This window comes from Pedobacter terrae, assembly GCF_036946585.1.
Classification (GTDB): domain Bacteria; phylum Bacteroidota; class Bacteroidia; order Sphingobacteriales; family Sphingobacteriaceae; genus Pedobacter; species Pedobacter terrae_C.
Window position 1 is genome coordinate 225,711 of sequence record NZ_JAQIIV010000003.1, and the last position, 23,126, is coordinate 248,836.

A 23,126-nucleotide genomic window follows, 5' to 3' on the forward strand; every position below is an offset into this window, starting at 1 on the left:
AATGGCAGCGTCGTGCCTGCCCATAAAGGCGGGTAGAGGAGGCGGTATCAGAAATGATTTTGGAGATTTTGGCAAAGTAATATTTTGAGAGGAAAGGTCGTCATTCCCGTGAAAACGGGAACCACAAAGTGCTCAGCGAAGCTAATCTTAAGCGATAGAAAGGCAAATAAGTAAGTCCCTACCGAATCATTAAGATGCCCAGTCTAGCTGAGCATGACGACACTGCCAAATTTAATAATAGGATAATATTACGATTTATCCACTGGCTCCTGTTGTTTACCCGTCTGTTCTGCCAGCATACTATCAGGCGTTATATTTCCCACAGCTACCTGTAATTTGTTTTTAAACCCAGATATGACCATATCCTTCCCGGCGATCATGGCTTCATAACCATCTTTCGCCACATCTGCAGGATCAGCAAGTTCTCCTTCCTGTACCGCTTTAGAATCCAGCATATCTGCTTTTCTAAAAAAGTCGGTGTCTGTAGGCCCAGGTAATAAAGAAGTGATGGTTACTGCTGTATCCTTAATCTCAGCGCGGACAGCCTCATTAAAAGAATGGACAAATGCCTTGGTTCCATGGTAAACGGCCTGGTAAGGTCCAGGTACTTTCCCTGCAATTGAGGCAACATTTAAGATTTTGCCGCTTCCACGCGCAACCATTTCGCGTACATACAGTTTGGTTAGGGTGACCAAAGAAGCGATATTCAGCTGGATAATATCGAGCTCCTGATTAAGATCGGTATCCACAAACTTACCATAAACGCCTTGCCCGGCATCGTTAACCAATACATCGATCTGTATATTTTTCGCTTTTATCTGTTCATAAAGATTAAAAGCTGCATTTGGTTCGAAAAGATCGGCAATAATTGTGATGACTTCAACCCCTTGTTCTTCAAGTACAACTGCGGTACGTTGTAGGCTAGCCTCTTCCCTGCCAACAATAATCAGATTAAAGCTATCTTTTGCAAACAGCTTCGCCAGTTCATAACCGATGCCGCTACTTGCCCCGGTAATCAGGGCAAAATGTTTTGTGTTATCCATAATAAGTATTTTTGGGTTAGTGATAACCAGTGTAAATAATAATCCGTTTAGTCAGTTTGGCTTTCAGTGGTTTGCTCATCTGCGTCCGAATCAGATTTTTTGGTTTGTTCAGCCAGTTTTTCTGCTGCATCATCATCTTGCTGATCGGTATCAGCATCGCTTCCCTCCAACTGAGAGACCGGAATAACGCCCACTTTATCCTCATTCTGTGTCTCGGAATCTGTTTTTTTATTTTCCATAATTTTTAAGTTTTTTTATAATTGCTATGAGCTGGCGGAAGAATTTGCCGCTATAGTCTGTAAATGATATTTCTCCTTATCAATGCCCCCTCCTTTATAGAACCTGTTGAAAGCTTTGGCAGTTTGGTTTATTTGTAAAAAAACAACCAGGCTAATGATAACCTGGTTGAAATGATATTAGGGATTATTGTATTAAAATTAATGTCACTTATGCCGGAATTTTTCTCGGCACCTCTCTATCCCAGAATCTGTGCAGTGCAATCATCCTGGTAAACAATTCTGCCAATGAAGAAAGATCGTCCGAAACCAATATGCCTTCGCGCAGAACAGTTTCCTGCGAATATTCGTCCGGAAGCTTCTTATAGAAATAGGTTGCCTCCAAAACCTGTATGGCTGTAGCATCAGCGGCTATTGCCTTGCAGTGTTTAAAAGCTTCATTCAGAAAATGTACGGCATTAGCCTCTGCTTCTAACGTAGCAGAACTATTTGTTCCTCCGGGAAGATAAACGGCATCATAAAGTACCGAGGCAGCCGTTAAAAAACTTTCATCCACATCGATCTGCTGATCTTCCTGCGAAAGAATGGTGCCTAGCTTTGGTGCGATAATATGTACCATTGCGCCCTGGGCAACGAGCGTATCTTTAACCTTACTTAGTGATTTACCATTTATTCCATCCGCTGCCAGAATGGCAATTTTCCTGGTAGCAATTGAATCTTTAGGCGTTCCAGCCATACTCAATGCTTCTGACTTTGCCAGTTCACCTTCCTTCTGTTCCGGAGTATAATCAGCCGGATCGGCATCTGCAGGTATACTTCCGTTAAGTTCTGCTAAAGGAATGGTTGGAACATGAAGCCCAAGCGCATAAGCCACAGCTGCTGCAAGGCCCTTATCCACATGGTTAAGTAAGCCCAGCATACGTTCTCTGATCTCAACCATTGTTACTTTACCCAACTCAAAACTAAGGGCATCAATCAGGTGGTTTTTTTCGGCTTCAGACTGGCTATTAAAAAACAACCTCGCCTGCGAAAAATGATCGAAAAAGCTTCTGCTTCTTGCGCGGATTTTTTTTGCATCAATACGTTCGTTATAACTCACAAAACCACCCTCTGCCGCTTTAGCCTGTCGTGGATCGTTTGCCGCTATTCCATTTGGACCATAACTGGTTTTTCCCCGGTTTATGGTTTGGCGCATGTAACCGTCTCGCTGGTTATTGTGTATAGGCACCACAGGCCTGTTGATCGGAATCTCATGAAAATTTGGTCCGCCCAACCTGATCAGCTGGGTATCTGTGTAAGAAAACAACCTTCCCTGCAACAGCGGGTCATTGGTGAAATCTATTCCCGGTACCACATGTCCAACATGAAATGCTACCTGTTCCGTTTCTGCGAAGAAGTTATCCGGATTGCGGTTTAAAGTCATTTTTCCGATACGTTGCACCGGAACCAGCTCTTCGGGGATGATTTTGGTCGGATCCAATAAATCGAAGCCAAACTTAAATTCATCTTCTTCGGCCACAATCTGAACGCCAAGTTCCCACTCCGGAAAAGCGCCAGCTTCTATGGCATCCCAAAGGTCTCTTCTATGAAAATCAGGATCTTTTCCAGAGATATTCTGTGCTTCATCCCAGGCAACGGAATGTACGCCCAGTAATGGTTTCCAGTGAAATTTCACAAAACTGGCCACTCCGGATGCATTAACAAAACGGAAAGTATGTACCCCAAAACCTTCCATCATACGGTAACTTCTCGGAATCGCCCTGTCGCTCATTAACCACATGATCATATGTGCAGATTCGGGCATAAAGGAAATGAAATCCCAAAAGGTATCATGTGCAGACGCAGCCTGCGGAATTTCATTGTCTGGTTCTGGCTTCACAGCATGCACTAAATCAGGGAATTTGACTGCATCCTGAATAAAAAATACAGGCATATTGTTACCCACGAGGTCAAAATTACCTTCCTGTGTATAAAATTTTACCGCAAAACCACGAACATCACGGGCGAGATCTGTAGAACCCCTGGATCCAGCTACGGTTGAAAACCGAACAAATACAGGTGTTTCGATTCCCGGATCGCAAAGAAAAGCTGCCCTCGTAACATCAGACATATCCTCATACACCTTAAATACGCCATGTGCTCCAGATCCCCTGGCATGTACCACGCGTTCAGGAATCCGCTCATGGTCGAAATGAGTAATTTTTTCCCTTAATATAAAATCTTCCAGTAATGTTGCGCCGCGATCTCCCGCCTTAAGCGAATTCTGATCATCATTTATTTTAACACCATGATTGGTTGTGAGTTTTTCACCCTTATCATCTGCAACAAAAGCCTCTAGTTTAGCGGTTTTATCATTGTCCTGTTTTATCGGACCGGTATCTTTTACCGTTGTTTTTTTTGCCATTTTATTCTCCTTTCTTAAGCCTCCTCGACTGCTTGATAATTAATCTCATTTATGGCAATATCGGTAAGCTTGGTATCAGCAAGTTTTTCTTCAGCCAGGGTTTGTTCCAGTAAATCTGCAACCTCCGTCAAACCCAATGTTGTAGCCAATTGGAAAAGTCCACCATAAGAAGCAATTTCATAGTGTTCTACCTTCTGGCTGGCCAGTATGATGCCCACATCACGTGTTGCTGTTCCGGCTTCTGTTTCTTCAATAATACTTTCACCCTCTTTACTCAATCCCTCCATCGCATCACATTTTTTTGCAATAGGTTTTTCGCCAAGCAGCTCAAATACCTGTTCAAGTCTGGCTACATGTCCCTTAGTTTCAGAAAGATGGGATTCAATTGCGCTTTTCAGCGCTGGTGCTGTTGCACTAGCAATCATTTTAGGCAAATTTTTAACCAAATGATTCTCTGCCCAATAAAGATCACAGATTCCATCTTTAAAGAGTTCTTTTAAGGCCGGAGAAGCCTCTACCGTGGCTTTAGCACTCAGTTTTGGTTTACTGCCGCTGTCTTGTTTTTTCATGGTATGTTTTGTTTAAGGATGTTTCTTTGTTAACCATCACTTATTAGAACCGTGTATATCGCTATATAGTTTCCGTAATTTATCCGTGTTTTAATACGCATTTGGTAAAAAAACGGATACTTAACGCAACCTTCAATCCAAAACCATTTGTAAAAACGCCTTGTTATTTAGCTTATGCACCCTTCAATCAGATTATAAAGAGGTACTAACCAAATTTAAGTATGTATGAAAAGCGATAAAATGGATGCCGTGGGCAAAATGCTCATTGGTAAAAAATTAACAATTGCCTTTGCCGAAAGTGCAACCGCCGGCCGGCTTTCGGCAGAATTTTCAATGATCGATCATGCAGGAGAATTTCTTAAAGGTGGAATTGCCTGTTATGATGCACAACTAAAGGAAGATCTTTTACAAGTTAATCACGAGCTGATAAAAACTTATACACCTGAATCAATGGAGGTTACCCGGGCCATCAGCTTGGGCCTGTCACAGTTGATCCCAGCTGATATTCATATTGGCATTACCGGACTTACCGCTCCGGGGGGAAGTGAAACCAAAGAAAAACCCGTAGGTACTGTATTTATTTATGCGATCAGCAAAGGCGAGCTGGCCTTTTCAGAAAGGTTTAATTTTAAAGGAGAACGGGAAGAAATTGTTTCGGCAACGGTAGAGGCCTGTGCAAACCTGCTTATAGATTACCTCAGCGCTATAGATTAATACGATCATGAAAACTAACAAATTATTTCCTAAAAAGACCTGGCTATATAAAAATGGATTATCTGTAGTATTCATCGGCCTTTTTGTATTTACCCTTTTAGCGCAGGCGCTTACCGGCTGGAATGAACACAATAATGAGCTCAACGAACATGGGGCACGCAGCCTAAATTTCTGCACTTACCTGCAGTCGGGCCATTTTATCTCTGCAACCTTCGAAAATTTTGAAAGCGAATTTTTGCAGATGATGCTCTATGTTTTATTAACGATAAAACTACGGCAGATCGGTTCTGCAGAATCAAAAAAAATAGATCAGAAGGAAGAAGTAGACCGCGAGCCTGTTCCCTCCAAAGATGCGCCATGGGCCGTACGCCAGGGCGGATGGATTTTAAAACTCTATTCTAATTCCCTTTCCATTGTCTTTATCATCTTGTTTTTGCTCAGCTGGTATCTGCATTTTTATGGTAGCTGGCAAGACCATAATATAGAACAAGCTTTGAAAGGAAAGCCAACAGACAGCATGGGTGCATACTTAAGGCAGACCACTTTTTGGTTTGAAACCTTTCAAAATTGGCAAAGCGAATTCCTGTCTGTTGCGGCTATTGTAATACTGACCATTTTTCTAAGACAGAAAGGTTCACCTGAATCAAAACCTGTTGATGCGCCGAATATGGAAACAGGAAAATAAGATGACCGGCTGACGCCATCAGTTCTGAACAAATTATACAAACAATCAAAAAAGTCAAAACTATCATAAATTTTGACCTGTTCTATACATAAACAACCTATAAAAAATATAATTATGGCAACTACAAAAAAAACCGAAAAGAAAACCGCAAAACCTACAGGTAAAACAGGAAAAATGGAAAATTCAGAATTCCACGAGTTTTTTATTGACGAGTTAAAAGATATTTATTGGGCAGAGAAACACCTTGCAAAAGCGCTTCCGAAAATGAAGAAAGCCGCTACAAGTCCGGAATTGGCTGCAGCTTTTGAGAAACACACTGAAGAAACAGAACAACACATCAGTACGCTTGAAGAAGTATTTAGCCTTTTAGGTGAAAAAGCAGCTGCTAAAAAATGTGATGCCATGGCCGGATTACTAGAAGAAGCTGACGGCATTATTGCTGATACCGATAAAGGTACCATGATCCGTGATGCCGGACTTATTCTTGCAGCACAAAAAGTTGAGCATTATGAAATTGCAACCTATGGTACCTTAAGGGTATTTGCAGAGAATATGGGCCACGATGATGTAGCCGAACTCCTTACACAAACCCTCGAAAATGAAAAGGCTACCGATGTAGCGCTAACGGAAATAGCGGTTAACGCAGTTAATGAGGAAGCGGTAGCAGAATAATAATTTAAAAGGCTCTTCGGAGCCTTTTGTTTTATCCTGTTTCAATCTCCTGGCGTCACCCTTAACCGAGCCTTAGCGAGCTCACCGAAGGTAATTATTTCAGGGTCTTCTTTTGCAGAAAAAATGCTCAAAAAATAGCAGCTCCAGGACAACTAAAAAACTAATTGAAATAATCGGTTGAATTGCAATTAAGCAGAAAAGATTCTTTATTGCATTCAGCATGATAAAATGAAAACCAGCGTGGCAATTGAAAACCTTTTCTCTACAACCACAGTTATATTTACATGGAAAATTTAGACCAATTGATGATACCTGCAGCCAGGCAAGGTGAAACCGAAGTATTAAAAGAACTGATTAGCAGGGGTGCAAATGTAGATGTCAGGGATGAAAAAGGTTACACCCCACTAATTATTGCCTGTTATAATAACCGTTTATCATGTGCAGAAATACTTTTAGCAGCCGGGGCAGATATCAACGCGGCAGACTTTGGTGGCAATACGGCACTGATGGGTGTTTGCTTTAAGGGTTACCTTCCTATTGCAGAATTATTAATTGCCAAAGGCGCAAAATTAGATCTTCAACATGGAAATGGCGGAACTGCCTTGATGTTCGCAGCCATGTTTGGCCGAAATGATCTGCTAAAACTTTTGCTTGAAAATGGTGCGGATAGTTCGATTACCGATGTACGCGGGCAGCGCGCGGCAGAACTTGCAGCCATGCAGGGCAATGAAGAAGGGCTTGCTATGTTACAGTTACAACATTAAGGTTTGCCATCGAGCAGTCCTTTAACCAGTAATTTCCATTGCGGATAAGATAAGCCCAGCTTTGCACTAAAACCAACAATCAGATTCCGTGCCCTATCAATTAAAGTACCATCATCAACATTTGCCTGTTCATTCCGGCCATGCTCTTCTGCCCATACCCTAATCCGATCTCTGCGGATAATAAAAGTAGAAGCGGCATGGTCTTTCAAAAAATGAGCAACCTCTTTATCCTGATTTAAAGGTGAAGAACAAGGCCGTACACACATACCAATCATTTCCTGGTCGCCATCATGCTCGCTTTTAATTTCTTCTACCATCACCCAATCAAAACCATCACCGGATAATGGACCAGGGCCTGGGATATCGATTCTGATAAAATCTTCCTTCTGCGCTGACCGCATTGCTTCTTTCCCTTCAGGTGTAAAAACCTTAAAGTCTGATAAGCCGGAAATTTTGCCCCACTCATTTACTGCCAGTAATCTTTTTTCGGCTGCTGCGAAAAATTCCTGCGCCTGAATGAGGCTGTTTAATTTACGTTCTTCAACCACATCCATCTGGCTGCCTACAAGTTGTTGCGGAACCAGATCGTTCTTCAATTTCCCCATAATCTTTTTCTATAAAAACCATGTGTCTCTCTGCTTAGTTTCGTCATTTATCAAACAGAATCAAATAGCTTAAAAATCAATATCAAATTATTGAAAATAAACATCCTGGCCTCCTGCAAGCAGTTTAAACGAAATTCTAAAACCTTTACGTTTGATAACAGGTTTTTAATTTATCAACTGCTTTGAAAATGAATAATAACGAAACAGCACTAAACAGGAGAGATGGAGCCAACGCCAGTATGTGGCAGGCCGCTTCAGTAAACGATCCGGCAACCCATCATACTGATCAGGAAGAAATATACGATACGCTGATTATAGGGGGTGGAATTACAGGGTTAACAACCGCGTACTTGTTGCAAAAACAGGGAAAGCATTGTGTATTGGCTGAAGCAAAAAACCTCGGATTTGGTACAACTGGCGGCACCACAGCCCACTTGAACACTTTTCTGGATACTACCTATCCAGAAATAGACAGCAACTTTGGTAAAGAAACCTCCACCCTAATGGCAGAAGGTACAAAAAAGATGATCGAAATGGTCAACACAAACGTACAGGACTTGCAAATTGATGCCGATTTTGAACTTAAGATAGCTTATCTTTTTTCGCAGGACGAAAAAGAAACAAAGGAACTTCAATCCATATTAACTTCATCGCAAGCTGCAGGTGTGGCAGTAAGTGAGGCCAATGAGAATGGCGTTCCAATCCCCTTTAAGCAGGCGTTACGTTTTGAAAACCAAGCGCAGTTTCACCCATTAAAATATATTCTGGGCCTTGCCCGGGAATTTGAAAAACTAGGCGGCAAAATTATAGAACAAACGTTTATTCACAGCACTGAACTGCGTGAAGACATTCACTATGCAAAGAGTGAGCAATTTACATTAAAGGCTAAAAATATTGTTTATGCAACTCATATTCCGCCGGGTATAAATATTCTTTCGTTACGCAATGCACCTTACCGCAGTTATGTACTTGCCGTAAAACTGAATAGCGGCGAATATCCCGATTGCCTGTCATACGATATGCAAGAGCCTTATCATTATTTCAGGAGTCATGAAATTGATGGTCAAAAACACCTGATTATCGGTGGTGCCGATCATAAAACCGGCCACGGCGACCCATTAAAAGCCTTTGAAGACCTCGAAGATTACGCAAGGAAATACTTCGACATCAGCGAGATCACGTACAAATGGTCGTCACAATATTATGTACCGGTTGATGGGCTCCCTTATGTTGGCCATTTACCGGGGGGCAATAAAGGAATTTATGTTGCAACCGGTTTTAACGGAAACGGGATGATACTGGGTAGTCTTTCAGCTGTACTCATCAGCGATCTGATCCTGGGAAAAGAAAATTCTTATGAAAAATTGTTCAGTCCATCAAGGTTGAAACCCATAGCCGGATTTACAGAATTTGTGAAGGAAAATGCAGATGTGGCCTACCATTTTGTTGCAGACCGGTTTGGCGCGGAAATCATTAAATCAACCAATGAACTTGGCAGAAGCGAGGGAAAAATAGTGGAATTTGAGGGAGAAAAACTGGCCTTATATAAGGATGATGTCGGAAAGGTGACAGCGCTAAACCCGGTATGTACGCATGCCGGTTGTATTGTGAACTGGAATCCAAGCGAAAAAACCTGGGACTGTCCCTGCCATGGAGGACGCTTTTCTGTTAACGGACAAGTGCTTACCGGACCACCGCAAAAAGATCTAGAGCCTGTTCCATTGCATGAGATAACATCTGCCAATACGAACAAATAAAACCTGAAATCCAGGTCAAACTTAACTCTTAGTAGAACATTAAAAAAATACCAATATGAATGAAACGCCTATGAACAGCCCGAAAGAGGATTTAAATGAATTAAAGAAAAAGTTTGATGAGGGCTTGATAGAATCATTGTGGAGCGAAAATGGAGAATTAATGTATATCATTAAAGATGGGCTCGACCTCAATGAATATGCGCTGCTTGCCAAACAAATCCTTGAAAGCGAAGGTGATATTGCACATGATTTTACTGGAAAAGTGACCAATCAATCGAAAACCGAATACGCAAGATTTGACTATAGATCGGGGTGGTTTTTAGACGGACTTGCTGAGGGCGAAATAGAATAGCATACCGTATAGGATAACTGCAAAAATATTTTTGAACAAGATCGCGAGTAAATGAAATCAGGAAAGGCATACATCGGTACATCGGGATGGAAATACCGCCATTGGGAAGGTACTTTTTATCCTGCAGACCTTAAAAAGAAAGACCAATTGCAATATTTTACAGCAAATTTCGATACTGTAGAACTGAACAATTCTTTTTATCGCCAGCCGACGTTACAAAATTTTGAAGCCTGGCAGGCACAAAGCCCTGCTCATTTTACTTATGCTGTAAAAGCCAATCGGTATTTTACCCATTTAAAAAAGCTGAATGTATCTCGAAATGATATCGTTGAATTTTTAAATGCTAGCCTTGGACTGGGAAAGAAATTGGGTCCTATCCTTTTTCAACTCCCACCAAAATGGCAAATTAACGTTGAGCGTTTAGAAAGATTTCTGGAAATGCTTCCTCCGGGATTTCACTATGCTTTCGAATTCAGAAACCCAACCTGGTACCACGAAACGGTATTTACACTTTTAAAGAAATACAATTGTGCTTTCTTCATTTATGATTTAGCCGGACATCAATCGCCCATTATTGCCACTGCCGATTTTGTATACATCAGGCTGCACGGACCCGGAGAAAAATACCAGGGTTCATACAGTCATTCTGCCCTGGCAAAATGGGCTGAGAGGTGTAGTTCCTGGCTGAGCGAAAAAAAAGATGTTTACCTCTATTTTGATAATGACCAGGAAGGTTATGCCGCTTTTAATGCAATTGAGCTTAAGAAAATGGTGTAGTTACGAAGCTACTACCATTGAAAGAATTCATTAGTGCGTTCGTCATTGAGGAGGAACGACGAAGCCTGCCGGCAACAGGCTGGCAATCTTTCATGCAAGCAATCCAATTACAAAGATTGCTTCGGTCGGCTGAAAAAGCCTTCTCGCAATGACGATTAAACGATAAGAATTCAGAAATAACAATCAACCTCCTTTAATTAAGGAGGGCATTAACTGAATCTAAAATATTGTTTAAATCAAAAGGTTTGGCTATGAATTGGTTGGCACCTGCATCATTGGCAATCTGTGCACCATCCCTACTTGCCGATATTACAATCACTTTAAGTTGATTATGGGTCGAATGTTTTCTTAAGTGCCTCAACACATCCTGACCAGACAATCGTGGCATCCACAGATCAAGGATTAATAAATCTGGTTGCTCCTGATCAATAGCCGCCTGCACTTTTAAACTGTCATTTACCGAAATCACCGTATGCCCTACCTCATCTAAAATCATTTCCAATACATCAATAATCCCTTCATCATCATCACAGATCATGATTTTCTTTTTATCCATTCGTTTCCTTTCCTGCCTTAGGTAAAGTAAAACTGAATATAGAACCTTTGCCTATTTCACTTTCTACCCAAAGGGTTCCGTTATGTCTTTTAATAATCTGGTCGCAAATATAAAGCCCTATGCCCATGCCCGGAAACTTTTTCTGGATTTCGACACCCCGGTAAAACCGCTCAAAAACTTTTTTTCTGTCTTCAGCACTCATTCCCAGGCCAAAATCTTTTACTGATACTTTTACATAATCACTTACGTTGGCAATATTAACTTCAATTTTTTCAGAATCAGGGGCATATTTAATGGCATTTGATAAGAGGTTGCTCACTACCTGGGCAATGTGCGATTCATCAGCAACTACTTTAGCACCAGTTTGGCCATTTAATATGATCTGATGACCGGGCACTGTCGTGCGCATGCCTTCAACAGCTTCAGAAATCATGTTATCAAAATCAAATTGTGCCATGTGCAATTCCATGTGACCACTTTGGATCCGTGATACATCAAGCAATTCACTAATCAATGAATTTAAGCGTTCTACATATACTGATACTTTGCCAAAAGTAGATAGAAATTTCTCGCTGGCATTTTGAGGCATGGCGCGTTCTAATAACTGCACATAACCTTTTATTGTAGTAAGTGGTGTACGGAGTTCGTGACTGGCGATAGATAGAAAGTCATCTTTTCTAACTTCTACTTCACGCCTTTCTGTAATATCCTCAATGGCAAGCAGAATCTGGTCTTTGTATTGTCCTTCAAATTCTACCCGGTAAGCATTCAATAGCATGAGTTTCTTTCCAATATGTGGAAAATCATGTTCAACTTCAAAATCAACGACAGGATTATTGGTTGGCAGGATTTCAACAAGCAGATCACGCAACTTCGGAATATCCCACTGGTGGTTACCTAAATCATATAACTGACGGCCAACCGTTTCTTCTTTACTTACCTTAAATGTTCTTAAAAAGTGATTGTTTGCACTAAGCACATTGAAACTAGGATCAAGCACCAAAAGCCCCTCACGAACCGTTTCTATAATACTGGATAGGAAGGCTTCGCTTTCCCGAAGCTCATTGGTTCGTTCCTCAATCCGCTTTTCCATTACCGACTTTTGCTGCCGAAGATCTTGTTCCGCATTCTTTCTTGCAGTCACATCGTTCTGTACCCCTATAAAATGGGTTACTTCGCCTTCAGCATTTTTAACTGGCGACATATAAAGCTCGTTCCAGAAGAGATCGCCATTTTTTTTATAGTTTCTGATTTCTACACGACATTCTATCCCTTCTGCAATACATCTGCCTAAAATTGCCCGTTCTTTTTGGTTTCGGTCCTGTGCCTGCAAAAACCTGCAATTATGACCAATAATCTCTTTTCGAGAATATCCGGTAATTTTTTCAAAGGCTTTATTGCAATAAATGATCGGATTGTCTTGCTGGGTATTATCAGTAATAATGATGCCAGAAATAGAGGCATCTAATGCCATGGTCATCAGTTGGAAATTAGATGCACCTGCATTTCCTGAAAGTTCAAATTTTCTATTGTTAGACGTTTCCAATTGATCTGTATAAAATTGTGAGTATCTGACTTATATTTTTAATGTGATTAATCACCTCTAATTTCATTTTAATGAATAAAATCCATCATATAACCCCTTAAGCGATAATTTGTTTTATTTCTTTATCACTATATCACTATATCGCTAATAACGATTAGGCATGAACGAATGCTGAAAATTATCTCTGCAGGACAAGGACAGACAACTATTTAAATATTTTCTCTCAAACCCGACTAAATAAAATATCATGCTAAAATAGCTTTTTTTCAAAACAATCCGGGAATTACATCTGTTATAAACGCACATCTACCTAGAATATACAACTGTACAATCAGTTAGTTGAAGCGGCTACCGGCAAAACCGGTGGCCGCTTTTTTTAGTTTAATTAGGCGATAGACCGGTGAACATTTACTTTATCTGTCAGCGGTATAGAAAAATAAAAAGTTGAACCTAACATTGGTTCACTCTCTACACCGATGATGCCGCCATGACGGTTAACGATCTCTGCACAAAGGTACAAACCAACACCAAATCCCCTGAAGCCTTTGTTGGCCGATTCGGTGCGGTAAAACCTTTTAAATAGATGCGCCTGATCTTCCTTTTTAATTCCAACTCCATAATCGCGAATGTTAATCACTACCTCCCCTTCGTTTTCTATCATGGCGATTTCAATTTTTGGCGCTTCGGGAGCGTATTTGACCGCATTTACCAACAGGTTGGTAATTACCTGTCCGATTTTTTCACGGTCACCTTTTACCTGAAGTTTATCCGCACCATCGAATTGAAGGATGTGTTCAGGAGAGGTGGATTGCACTTCGGCTATAATTTCCTTAATAAGATCATCGATATCAAAATGTGCCCAGTTCAGGTGCAACATCCCTTCATCCAGTTTGCTCACATCAAGAAAATCGTCTACCAGCCTTGCCATTCTGGTAATCTGGTAGCCTGCCCTTTCTGCTGCATTGGTAATTAAAGGCTCATTCATGGTAGCAGACTTTTTACCTATGAGCTGAACATAACCGAAAAGTGCAGTTAATGGTGTTTTTAGTTCGTGGGTGGCCACGGCCACAAAATCGCGCATGCGCCGCTCATTGTAAAGCCTTACCCTGTTTATTTTGATCTGCGCACGTACTTTACTCAATAACTCCTGTGCCGAAAAAGGTTTAACCAGGTAATCGTCTGCGCCGGCTTCCAACCCATCAATCCGGGCTTCTTCACCTGCCCTTGCTGATAGAAAAATAAGCGGAATCCAATGTTTCTCTTCTCTTTCCCTGATTTTTTTAAGCAAGCCTTTACCGTCCATAACTGGCATCATAATATCACTAAGAATGAGTTCGGGAGTAAAAGTGCTAAGTTTTTGCAGGGCATCCTCTCCATTTACTGCCGTATAAACGGTAAACTCGGATTCAAGCAAGCGTTTCAGGTAAGCGCGCATATCGTTATTATCATCAACAATCAGCACTCTAGCATCGTGCTGTTGCCCATTGTCAGCTGGAGTAGGTTTATTTTCAAACACTTCCTCGCTATATTCCTCGCCTAACAAACCTGAAGCCTCTTGAAGAAAAGATTCCCGCAAACCCCTCATTAGTCCCTGAAAATCTTTTTGATGCACTTGTTCTGCAGGCAAATGCGAGCTTCCTAAAGGGACCCGTAAAGTGAAAGTCGATCCTGTTCCAAAAACACTTTCGACTGCTATATTTCCACCATGTAACCCAACTAGCTCGCTAACCAGTGAGAGTCCAATACCGGTTCCTTCATGAGTTCTGCCAACAGCATTTTCAACGCGGTGGAAACGCTCAAACATCTGCGGAAGTTCAGCCTCTGGAATGCCTACCCCAGTATCTGAAACTTTTAGGATCACATGGTCACCTTCTTTAATTAATTCGACGGTAATTCTCCCCTCAAGGGTATATTTAAATGCATTGGAAAGCAAGTTGAGTACAATCTTTTCCCACATTTGGATGTCGAGAAAAACTTCAAAAGCGTGTAAATCGGCTTTAACAACAAGTTCCATACCTGCTTTTTCGATAATAGATCTGAAACTACTGGCGAGGTCGGTAGTTACCCCTACAATATCAACCGGCTGAAAAGCAGCTTTTACCCTCCCGGCCTCTACCCTGCTAAAATCGAGGAGGTTGTTAACCAGTTTGAGCAGGCGCATGGAATTACGGTGTGTAGAAAGTACAATTTCACCAATTTCAGGATCAGCCATAATGGCCTTGGCCTGAAGATCTTCCAACTGGCCAAGCATTAACGTAAGCGGGGTACGGAACTCGTGACTTACGTTACTAAAAAAAGCGGTCTTCGATCTGTCTATCGCAGCCAGGGCTTCAGCCCGTTTCTGCTCCTGCTCGTACGCATATACATTAGAAACAGCGCTACTAAAAGTATTGGCCAAAAGCGAGTAGAAGCCCAGGTATTCTTCATCAATGGCCCTTCTCGCACTCACTCCAGCCACGATATAACCAAAAGGTTTATCCTTACCTGAAATAAATACAGGTAAGATTACTGCGTTAGTTGGGGTTTCGGGATAGGGCTGACAGGCAAAGTCACCAAACCTCAAAGCCAAATCGTCTAAAACCAAAGGTGTGTCAGCGGCCTTATTGAGTGGCCAGGTGGGTTCGTCCCCATCGAATACTATTTCCGGAATAACCAATGCCGGGGCAAGCGCTGTACCTGCACTATTGATCAAACTGGCAGATGCACCATCATCTGCTACACTGTAAAATAAAATAAAAGGTAAATCGGCAACAAAATCTGGTTGCTTTTCAACAATCAGGCTGCCAATATCTTCAATGGATTTTGCCCTGGCCAAAACCGATGCCAAATCACGTAGCACCTGCGTTCTTCGGCCATTGAGCATTTTATCGGTAGTTTCGGTAATGGGGTGAAATATCCCGCCCACCTCTCCAGATTCATCCCGTATGGGTGCAAATGAAAAAGTCATAAAAGCTTCCTCCAGGTAACCATACCTAAACAAAAACATCTGTTGATCGGTAATGTAAGTACCCTCTCCTTGCTGTCCGCGTGTAAATTTGTCGCCAACTACCTCGAGGGCAGATTCCCAACAGATGCGAAAGTTCATACCCATCGATTGTGGGTGCATTGCCCCGCATATGGGGCGATAGGCATCGTTATAAATCTGTATGGTTTCTGGCCCCCAGGCAATGAGGATCGGAAATGTGGAAGAAAGACACAAACTTACAGACGTCCGAAGACTTTGTGGCCAGGTTTCTACCGGACCTAATGGATTATCAGACCAGTCCATTGAGCGGATTAGCGCTCCCATTTCTCCACCGCCAGATAAAAACTGTTCGTTTGAGAAGCTATGATTATCCATTATATTTTTGTTTATGGCGATAAAGATAGTGTAAATAGCGTCAACAAATTTTTAATAATGCGATAACCTGTTTACAGGCTTGGCAATTCACCATATTTTATCTCACTACAATCGAATATTCACCCAGATATGATGATTTCGAAATACTCCTCAAATAGAGCTTATTAGGGTATAAAACATTTTGCAAAAATTTATGTTTATCAGCAAATAGCCCTTTTCGAAGAGATGTAATCACCATTATAACGCACAGATTGGAAAAAATAATCAACAAACCCGCATCAGGAAAACTTATTTACCGGCTTTTGCTGATTCTTGCGCTGGGCACACTGCTTGTGGCCGAGGGCTTTTTTGGTTTGAGACTCCATGACCTATCAGAAAAACAGGAACAGATTAAGCACGATTACTCAAGGGTAAACAACATCACTTACGGGGTGTTTTCTGTACAACAATGGAAAGATAAGGTATCTCATATTGTGCACCACCAGGTTTCTGGACTCAAAATAACCCGCAAACAAAAGAAGGTTTTGCAAGGTGAAGTTGAGCAGGTGCTGCTGGCACTTATTGATAAAGCAGAGGCTTTGGTAAACAAACCAAAAAAAACCATCAGTGGAAAGATCCAAAAGTTTGCCATCAAAAATTTTGTTAATTCAGATAGCGTTCGCGCACAGGTACCCGCATTTGCCAGAAAGATAATTGCAGAAATAGATAACCCAAAAAATAAAAAGCAACTGGGAAAAATGGCCTTGGGTGAATTTAATGAAATAGCTAAAGAGGAAAGTCAGGACACCGCATTTGTTGCCAATAATGCCATCATGAAAAAAATTTACAATCGTTATGGTGTATCTAACAATAAACAGTTAAACCAAAAGCTAACTGGTTTATTAAGCAGCATACGGCAACAAACCTACTATTATTGTTTTGGCATGTTAAGCTGCGTAATTGTTGTGCTGGCGTTTTGGTGGCTACTGCGTAAACGTACTGACTTGCACACCACGCTTTTCATCCTATCGTTACTTTTTGCCTTTATTCTCTTAGCTGTAGGCCTAACTGCATCTATGATTGAGGTTGATGCCAGAATCCGCTCTTTAGATTTTGTTTTACTGGGAGAACATGTGGTTTTCAATGATCAGGTACTTTTTTTCCAGAGCAAAAGTATTATGGATGTAGTGCGGGTACTCATTAGCCAATCGGCAATAGATTCTGTTCTGGTTGGTGTACTGATTCTGGCTTTTAGCATCCTGTTCCCGGTAGTTAAACTAACCTCAACAGGGATACACCTGCTGGGCGGCAAAAAGTGGGCAGAAAATGGTATCATTAAATATTTTGCTTTTCAATCCGGAAAGTGGAGTATGGCCGATGTAATCGTGATCGCTATTTTAATGGCATATATTGGTCTTAACGGATTGCTTGAAAACCAGTTGAGGGCATTGAATATCAACAATGATTCGCTAACTATCCTCACTACAAATAATACCGCCCTGCAACCGGGCTACATTGTTTTTATTTGTTTTGTACTTTATGGATTGATCCTTTCGACCATCCTTAAATCTATCACTCCGCACAAGGTGCACTAAATCTGAAAACGAATGAGCGAATTGCAAAAAGATAACATGAGTACAAATAAGCAGGGTAAGCCAGGCCAATCCAGGTCAGCATCTTTTATCCTGATTGCTGCGCTTTCGCTGCTGTTGGTGGCTGCAGGTTATTTTGGATACCACTTCCGCGAACTGGCCTATGAGCAAAAACACATTAAGGAGGATTATAGCCTTTCCAATAACATTACTTTTGGTATATTTTCGGTTGACCGTTGGGGAGATAAAATTTCGGCCGTAGTTGATCGAAAGGTAAAGGGATTTAACCTGACCAAAAGCCAAAAAGCGGATATGCAACAAGAGGTTGAAAAGCAATTGCACGGCATGGTTAATAAGGCTGTGGCAGAAGTAACCAGGCCACAGAAAGGGCTTGGGGCCAAACTCAAAAAACTTGCCTTCAATACATTTGTAGATGTTAAGGAAATACACGCACTGGTGCCATCTTTCTCTCATACCATTGTGACGAAAATAACCAGTCCCAGAAGCTTAAAAAAGTTAAAATATGTAGCTGCTGGAAAACTGGATGAACTGGAAGCGCAAACTTATGATCGTAGTGATCAAACCATTTCATCTGTAGAGCATAGCATTTTTAAAAAGTACAAAGTAGATAATGCCGCTGCTTTTGACAAAGTTGTAGATACCAAACTCAACCAAATAAAAAGCCTAAGCTACCGGTATGCAATCGGGATGACTGCCTGTATTGTTATTGCCCTAATGCTATGGCTCATCTTGCGCAAGCGGGTAGATAGCGAGGTTACACTTTTTGTGATCTCATTGCTTTTTGCTTTCATTCTACTTGCTGTAGGTGTTTCTTCTCCGATTATTGAGGTAGATGCCAGAATTAAGACACTTGAATTTGCTTTGATGGGAGAAAAACTTGTTTTCACCAATCAGGTACTCTTTTTTCAAAGCCAGAGTATATTGGGTATTATTGGCACATTGGTAGAACAACCTAAACCAGATGCCGTATTGGTGGGCATATTGCTGATGCTTTTTGTTGTTATACTGCCTTTATTGCGCCTCATTGCCCGTGGACTACAGGTATCATGCAGCGCGTTATTGGGAAATGCTAAATTCATCCGGTTTTTGGCATTTGATCTGGGCAAATGGGATATGGCAGATGTTATGGTAGTTGGTATAGCCATGACTTATATTGGTTTGAACGGGATTTTAAAGAGCCAGCTATCCGGACTTAATATCGATACCGAAGCACTGAAAGTGGTTACCGCAAATAACTCTGCATTACAGTTGGGCTTTTTTATATTTGTGGCCTATGTAGCTTATAATATTATTTTATCTTCGATACTCAAACGCATCGATGAACAAAATGGCCCTTGTGATTAGGTTGAAGTACGTCGGGATAATTTTTACCTAACTAATTGTGGAACTATTTAATTCAGCAATATTAAATCAATCAATACATGGTTTAAAAATCTTATCACTGTAAATTATCGAAATAATTACTTTTGATTTAAAGGGATATCATCAATGCTAACTTTAAAGGATACTTCAAGTTTTATAAGCCTCGCGCCGATACCAATCTTCATCATTGATCCTGATTCACTGCGATTAGCATATGCAAATGCCCGATTTTTAGATTTAATAAATGGAAGTCTGGAGAAAATCCTAACACTTAATCTTCATGACATTTTTGGACAAAATCTGCCTGCAACCATTTCTACTTTCTTTTTGCAATTAAAAAACACATCAAATCATGCTGCAATGCCGGTACAGATCCCTGATTTAGAGAGTAGCGTAGCGCCATTTTCAAACTATCATTATTTTGCAAGTAGATTTGAAGAAGGAAATAATAAGTTGAAAATTGCAGTTTGGTTGGTAGCTAAAAAGATCGTTTCAGCGGAGCAAGATGATTCTATCTTCAGGCCAATCTCGGCAATGGAACTTGAAGTAAAGCGCCCTAATATAGAATATATACAAGTTAATGAAGACAGCCTGGCGATAGAAACTGAGTTTCTACCCATTGCCGAAGATGATCTTCAAAAAAGTGAAGCGCAGGAATTACAGCAAATTCCGGCAGAAACCTGGACACAATTGGAAGCGAGCCGTGAGTGGTTTAAGAATATGGTTCGCTCCTCTCCTGTGCCGATGTTGATTACCAAGGGTGAAGACATGGTTTTTGATGTGATTAATGATGCCATGCTTAATTTAATTGGTAGAGACAGCTCCGTTTTGGGAAAACCCTGGTTTGAGGCCATCCCTGAATTAGTTGGACAACCCGTAATAGATGAACTGTTTTACGCCTACCGCACGGGACTCACGCATTATGTACCGGGCGTTGGCATTTCGCTGATCAAAAATGGCGAACCCACATTAGGCTATTACGACCTCACCTATACACCTTTGAAAGTAAATGGAAAAGTAATTGGACTGATGCAAACAGCCACCGACATTACGGAGCATGTTACTTCAAAAGAAAAACTGCTTAAGGCCTATGAACAGATCAGGTTATCAAAAGAGGCTGCAGAGTTAGGTACTTTTGATATGAACATGGTTACCGGCCATTTACAATGGGACGACCGCTGCAGATTATTATTTGGCATAAGCCATTCAAATGAAATTGAATTTGAGCGTGACTTTTTACATAACCTCCATCCAGATGATTTAGAAAGGATTAACGCCGTTTTGGCCTACGTGTTTGATAAAAAGGCCAGCAATGGCATTTATGATGTAGAATACCGCACTATTGGATCTGAAGATAAACGCTTAAGGTGGATAAGAGCCAAGGGACAAGTTTATTTTGATGCCAACGAGAAACCGCTGAGGTTTATAGGCTCAGTGTTGGATATTACAGAGCAAAAGGAAGATGAGCAACGCAAAAACGATTTTATCGGCATGGCGAGTCATGAGCTCAAAACACCCCTTACTTCGATAAATAGCTACCTGCAACTTTTGCAATATCTTGCCAACCTGCAAAGTGAAGACAGAATGCTTTCTACCATTGATAAATCGCTAAACCAGGTGAAGCGGATGACCAGGATGATTGATGGATTTTTAAATGTTTCCCGTTTGGAATCAGGAAAGATAGCGATTGATAAACAACAATTTGAAATTACCAGTTTATTAAAAGAGGTTTGCGAAGAAGCCTTAGTATTAACCACAGGTTATGATGTAAAATTACATCTTGCCGATGAGGTGACGATTTATGCCGACCGGAACAAATTAAACCAGGTGCTTCAAAACCTGATCGGTAATGCCATTAAATATTCTGATCTGGGAAGTGAAGTCAACATAAAATATAGTACTGATCAGTCCCACATCATCATTAGTGTGATTGATAATGGCATTGGTATTAAACCAGAACATCAACAAAAACTTTTTGATCGGTACTATAGGGTTGAAAATGGCAGCACTATAGCCGGCTTTGGGATAGGGCTATATTTATGTGCAGAAATTGTAACCCGCCATCAGGGAAAAATATGGGTGGAGAGTGAGTTTGGAAAAGGCAGTACATTTTCATTCAGTATTCCGCTTAGTTCTGCCAGCTAGCTAAATTTCCCAGTTCGTCATTCTGAACGCAGTGAAGAATCTTTTAATATCATAAAAGTTTAATAGACAGGATTATTATGCAATCGTTGCTGAATTTATTTTAGCATCTTTAGCATGAAAGACCCTGAAATGAATCCGATAGCTATCGGATCAGGGTAACGACCGGGTTAAAAGAGATTGAGCTGAAAAAAATCAATCTTATAAATGTATCAATCATTTTTATAAGGGGGATCTTTATATCAATCCCTATTTTCTCCCTTTTCAATACACTCCATTGCATTTGCCACATATACCAATGGGGCATTCCAATTGATGGCAATTTCATTACTCGCATAAGAATTGACATCATCGAGGTATGACAATTCGGGCTCGGAATCATACTTTAATCCATCTTGTTTTTCCCGGTTCGGCCCACCAACCAGCAAGCCCGGAATGGGTTCAGCAATGCCATCCGCAAATGACAGGCGATGATGTGGGTGCATAGGCGATTTGGAACCCATGCCAGTTACAAAAGAATAACCGGTGGCATTTTTACCCAAAACGTAATCAAGGTTACTTACCGAAGCATCCAGATAAGCATTATTTTTAGTGAATAAATAAGCATTAATCAATAATATGCTTTGATTCATTGCTGAAGAGTTACTTCCCCATGCGAAATCGTAAATCGAAGCGCCTATTACCGTATGATAGGCGCCTGTTTTAAATGCAGCTACGTACTGATCAGCCAGCGTCAGTATTTTCTTTTTCAAAATGCTGGTGATGCTTTTAGAACTTTCAGGTAGCTGCCCCTCACATCTGATCAAAGTATAATATCCCAATATGCCTACGTTACTCCAACTTGGCAAGCTTACCGGTGCATTTAAACGCGCAAAAAAGGCATCGTAGTAGGTCTGCTCTCCCGTTGAAGCCAATAGTTCTGCAGAAGCCCAAATCCACTCATCTTCAAAGTCCTTATCACCGTAAGCACCTGTGGTTACTTTAAGGTCGGACGTTTTGTTGAGCAGATCCTGATCGTAAACAACGTTAGGATTATTTAACGACCAACGCCAGGCAATCTTTGAGGCTAACAGGCAACTATCTGCCAATCCGGGATATTGTTCTGGAAAACGTTTAAAAATCCGGTAAGCCTGTGCGGCAACAGCCGCTAAATTAAGTGTGGCGGCAGTACCTTTCGCCACCACGTAACGTTTTGATAAGGCTTGATCCGGCATCACCATTCCATCGAAATCCAGGTTGGTACATTTATGGTAAACGCCACCATCACCAGGATCCTGCATTTTTAGCATCCATCGCAAATTGTAAACCGCCTCTGTTAAAACATCCGGAACTTTATTTTTAGCGTATGGAATATGCACTTCCCGGCTCATAAAATATTCCGAAAAATCTTCATAAGCAGAAAGTAAGGTGGAGGTAGAGATCCCACTATTCACCACGTACTTATTGTAATCTCCGGCATCGTACCATCCGCCCGAGACGTTAATCTTACTATCAATCTTGCGATTTTTAGAAGCGGCCGATGGATGAATATAAACCGAAGTATCAGGATGTCCGGCAGCTCGGTACCATTTTCCTGCGTAGTTTACATCTAACACAGATGAAGCACGCTGATAATAAAATGCCTTTAATGCTGCCACGGCAAGGTTATGGTGTACTCCATCTGCAATTTTAAAAACAGGTGATTCTGGAACGCCATCAATGTGGATAATGTAATGGCCTGCTTGATCAAAAGCACTAAAATCTGCTATTTTTGTTTTGATTTTAGAATAGCCGGTGGTTTTCGGCTCCGATAATATACCTGTGTACATCGATTTTCGGTCTGGCATGGATAATAACTCAAACTTGCTTTCTGAAACGGGATTAATGACAACCGCACTTTTTTCGAGCTTTGGATAATAACCCAACTGGTTCAACACAACTTTAGGAGCTATCATTTGCTGAGCGTTAATCGTAGTTGCCGCCAGCGATAGCCCCATTAAGAACAATCTATATAATATGCCATTCATCATA

General features: G+C 41.1%; 19 protein-coding genes. 10 read left to right on the top strand and 9 right to left on the bottom strand.

What is annotated here, in order from left to right:
- Positions 1–248: 248 nt before the first annotated feature.
- The 4 genes from PGN18_RS05960 to PGN18_RS05975 form a co-directional block, all read right to left on the bottom strand.
- On the bottom strand, positions 249–1,043 hold the full coding sequence (locus PGN18_RS05960) for an SDR family NAD(P)-dependent oxidoreductase (RefSeq protein ID WP_335318487.1): 795 nt from the start codon (positions 1,041–1,043) through the stop codon (positions 249–251).
- Positions 1,044–1,090: 47 nt separating this feature from the next.
- Positions 1,091–1,282, bottom strand: a complete 192-nt coding sequence (locus PGN18_RS05965) for a hypothetical protein (RefSeq protein WP_335318488.1) — start codon at positions 1,280–1,282, stop codon at positions 1,091–1,093.
- A gap of 208 nt (positions 1,283–1,490) precedes the next feature.
- A complete protein-coding gene (locus tag PGN18_RS05970; protein WP_335318489.1) occupies positions 1,491–3,683 on the bottom strand; it encodes a catalase in 2,193 nt (730 codons plus the stop codon).
- Positions 3,684–3,697: 14 nt separating this feature from the next.
- Complete coding sequence (locus tag PGN18_RS05975) at positions 3,698–4,252, bottom strand: YciE/YciF ferroxidase family protein (protein WP_335318490.1); 555 nt, start codon at positions 4,250–4,252, stop codon at positions 3,698–3,700.
- A 225-nt stretch (positions 4,253–4,477) separates the two neighbouring features.
- Between PGN18_RS05975 and PGN18_RS05980 the strand changes: the two genes are divergently transcribed.
- From PGN18_RS05980 to PGN18_RS05995, 4 genes are all read left to right on the top strand, one after another.
- A complete protein-coding gene (locus PGN18_RS05980) occupies positions 4,478–4,966 on the top strand; it encodes a CinA family protein (protein WP_335318491.1) in 489 nt (162 codons plus the stop codon).
- A gap of 7 nt (positions 4,967–4,973) precedes the next feature.
- Positions 4,974–5,651 carry a DUF6766 family protein gene (locus tag PGN18_RS05985; RefSeq protein WP_335318493.1) on the top strand — a complete coding sequence of 226 codons (678 nt, stop codon included), beginning with the start codon at positions 4,974–4,976 and terminating at the stop codon, positions 5,649–5,651.
- A 114-nt stretch (positions 5,652–5,765) separates the two neighbouring features.
- On the top strand, positions 5,766–6,323 hold the full coding sequence (locus PGN18_RS05990) for a YciE/YciF ferroxidase family protein (protein ID WP_335318494.1): 558 nt from the start codon (positions 5,766–5,768) through the stop codon (positions 6,321–6,323).
- Between the two features lie 284 nt (positions 6,324–6,607).
- On the top strand, positions 6,608–7,087 hold the full coding sequence (locus PGN18_RS05995; protein WP_335318495.1) for an ankyrin repeat domain-containing protein: 480 nt from the start codon (positions 6,608–6,610) through the stop codon (positions 7,085–7,087).
- Here PGN18_RS05995 and PGN18_RS06000 read toward each other — a convergent pair.
- Positions 7,084–7,692 (bottom strand): hypothetical protein, encoded by a 609-nt coding sequence (locus PGN18_RS06000; protein WP_335318496.1) that lies wholly within the window; start codon positions 7,690–7,692, stop codon positions 7,084–7,086. The two genes, PGN18_RS05995 and PGN18_RS06000, sit on opposite strands and share 4 nt — an antisense overlap.
- A gap of 188 nt (positions 7,693–7,880) precedes the next feature.
- Between PGN18_RS06000 and PGN18_RS06005 the strand changes: the two genes are divergently transcribed.
- From PGN18_RS06005 to PGN18_RS06015, 3 genes are read left to right on the top strand one after another with little or no spacing between them, the layout of a single operon-like run.
- Positions 7,881–9,449 carry an FAD-dependent oxidoreductase gene (locus PGN18_RS06005; protein ID WP_335318497.1) on the top strand — a complete coding sequence of 523 codons (1,569 nt, stop codon included), beginning with the start codon at positions 7,881–7,883 and terminating at the stop codon, positions 9,447–9,449.
- A 55-nt stretch (positions 9,450–9,504) separates the two neighbouring features.
- Positions 9,505–9,801, top strand: a complete 297-nt coding sequence (locus tag PGN18_RS06010) for a hypothetical protein (protein ID WP_335318499.1) — start codon at positions 9,505–9,507, stop codon at positions 9,799–9,801.
- A 51-nt stretch (positions 9,802–9,852) separates the two neighbouring features.
- Positions 9,853–10,578 (top strand): DUF72 domain-containing protein, encoded by a 726-nt coding sequence (locus tag PGN18_RS06015; RefSeq protein ID WP_335318501.1) that lies wholly within the window; start codon positions 9,853–9,855, stop codon positions 10,576–10,578.
- A gap of 193 nt (positions 10,579–10,771) precedes the next feature.
- Here PGN18_RS06015 and PGN18_RS06020 read toward each other — a convergent pair whose 3' ends face one another.
- The 3 genes from PGN18_RS06020 to PGN18_RS06030 form a co-directional block, all read right to left on the bottom strand.
- On the bottom strand, positions 10,772–11,134 hold the full coding sequence (locus PGN18_RS06020; RefSeq protein ID WP_335318502.1) for a response regulator: 363 nt from the start codon (positions 11,132–11,134) through the stop codon (positions 10,772–10,774).
- Positions 11,127–12,680, bottom strand: a complete 1,554-nt coding sequence (locus PGN18_RS06025) for a PAS domain-containing sensor histidine kinase (RefSeq protein ID WP_335318503.1) — start codon at positions 12,678–12,680, stop codon at positions 11,127–11,129. The genes PGN18_RS06020 and PGN18_RS06025 overlap by 8 nt, the downstream gene beginning before the upstream one ends.
- A gap of 385 nt (positions 12,681–13,065) precedes the next feature.
- Positions 13,066–16,020 (bottom strand): ATP-binding protein, encoded by a 2,955-nt coding sequence (locus PGN18_RS06030; RefSeq protein WP_335318504.1) that lies wholly within the window; start codon positions 16,018–16,020, stop codon positions 13,066–13,068.
- Between the two features lie 251 nt (positions 16,021–16,271).
- On the opposite strand from PGN18_RS06030, the gene PGN18_RS06035 reads away from it, so the two are divergent.
- The 3 genes from PGN18_RS06035 to PGN18_RS06045 all read left to right on the top strand — a co-directional run bounded on the left by PGN18_RS06035 (position 16,272) and on the right by PGN18_RS06045 (position 21,119).
- Positions 16,272–17,594: a paraquat-inducible protein A gene (locus tag PGN18_RS06035; protein WP_335318505.1), complete on the top strand. Its 1,323-nt coding sequence runs from the start codon at positions 16,272–16,274 to the stop codon at positions 17,592–17,594.
- A 12-nt stretch (positions 17,595–17,606) separates the two neighbouring features.
- Positions 17,607–18,956: a paraquat-inducible protein A gene (locus PGN18_RS06040; protein WP_335318506.1), complete on the top strand. Its 1,350-nt coding sequence runs from the start codon at positions 17,607–17,609 to the stop codon at positions 18,954–18,956.
- 144 nt (positions 18,957–19,100) lie between these two features.
- Positions 19,101–21,119, top strand: a complete 2,019-nt coding sequence (locus PGN18_RS06045; protein WP_335318507.1) for a PAS domain-containing sensor histidine kinase — start codon at positions 19,101–19,103, stop codon at positions 21,117–21,119.
- A 239-nt stretch (positions 21,120–21,358) separates the two neighbouring features.
- On the opposite strand, the gene PGN18_RS06050 is transcribed toward PGN18_RS06045, so the two are convergent.
- Positions 21,359–23,125, bottom strand: coding sequence for a glycoside hydrolase family 9 protein (locus PGN18_RS06050; protein WP_335318508.1), 1,767 nt, complete (start codon positions 23,123–23,125; stop codon positions 21,359–21,361).
- Position 23,126: the final 1 nt, after the last annotated feature.

What these genes read in the sequence shown, in the direction of transcription:
- PGN18_RS05970 (WP_335318489.1), bottom strand. Translation starts at nt 3,683, where the DNA reads ATGGCAAAAAAAACAACGGTAAAAGATACCGGTCCGATAAAACAGGAC.
- PGN18_RS06045 (WP_335318507.1), top strand. Translation starts at nt 19,101, where the DNA reads ATGCTAACTTTAAAGGATACTTCAAGTTTTATAAGCCTCGCGCCGATA.
- PGN18_RS05960 (WP_335318487.1), bottom strand. Translation starts at nt 1,043, where the DNA reads ATGGATAACACAAAACATTTTGCCCTGATTACCGGGGCAAGTAGCGGC.
- PGN18_RS05965 (WP_335318488.1), bottom strand. Translation starts at nt 1,282, where the DNA reads ATGGAAAATAAAAAAACAGATTCCGAGACACAGAATGAGGATAAAGTG.
- PGN18_RS05995 (WP_335318495.1), top strand. Translation starts at nt 6,608, where the DNA reads ATGGAAAATTTAGACCAATTGATGATACCTGCAGCCAGGCAAGGTGAA.
- PGN18_RS05980 (WP_335318491.1), top strand. Translation starts at nt 4,478, where the DNA reads ATGAAAAGCGATAAAATGGATGCCGTGGGCAAAATGCTCATTGGTAAA.
- PGN18_RS05985 (WP_335318493.1), top strand. Translation starts at nt 4,974, where the DNA reads ATGAAAACTAACAAATTATTTCCTAAAAAGACCTGGCTATATAAAAAT.
- PGN18_RS06050 (WP_335318508.1), bottom strand. Translation starts at nt 23,125, where the DNA reads ATGATGAATGGCATATTATATAGATTGTTCTTAATGGGGCTATCGCTG.
- PGN18_RS05975 (WP_335318490.1), bottom strand. Translation starts at nt 4,252, where the DNA reads ATGAAAAAACAAGACAGCGGCAGTAAACCAAAACTGAGTGCTAAAGCC.
- PGN18_RS05990 (WP_335318494.1), top strand. Translation starts at nt 5,766, where the DNA reads ATGGCAACTACAAAAAAAACCGAAAAGAAAACCGCAAAACCTACAGGT.
- PGN18_RS06040 (WP_335318506.1), top strand. Translation starts at nt 17,607, where the DNA reads ATGAGCGAATTGCAAAAAGATAACATGAGTACAAATAAGCAGGGTAAG.
- PGN18_RS06000 (WP_335318496.1), bottom strand. Translation starts at nt 7,692, where the DNA reads ATGGGGAAATTGAAGAACGATCTGGTTCCGCAACAACTTGTAGGCAGC.
- PGN18_RS06010 (WP_335318499.1), top strand. Translation starts at nt 9,505, where the DNA reads ATGAATGAAACGCCTATGAACAGCCCGAAAGAGGATTTAAATGAATTA.
- PGN18_RS06005 (WP_335318497.1), top strand. Translation starts at nt 7,881, where the DNA reads ATGAATAATAACGAAACAGCACTAAACAGGAGAGATGGAGCCAACGCC.
- PGN18_RS06015 (WP_335318501.1), top strand. Translation starts at nt 9,853, where the DNA reads ATGAAATCAGGAAAGGCATACATCGGTACATCGGGATGGAAATACCGC.
- PGN18_RS06030 (WP_335318504.1), bottom strand. Translation starts at nt 16,020, where the DNA reads ATGGATAATCATAGCTTCTCAAACGAACAGTTTTTATCTGGCGGTGGA.
- PGN18_RS06020 (WP_335318502.1), bottom strand. Translation starts at nt 11,134, where the DNA reads ATGGATAAAAAGAAAATCATGATCTGTGATGATGATGAAGGGATTATT.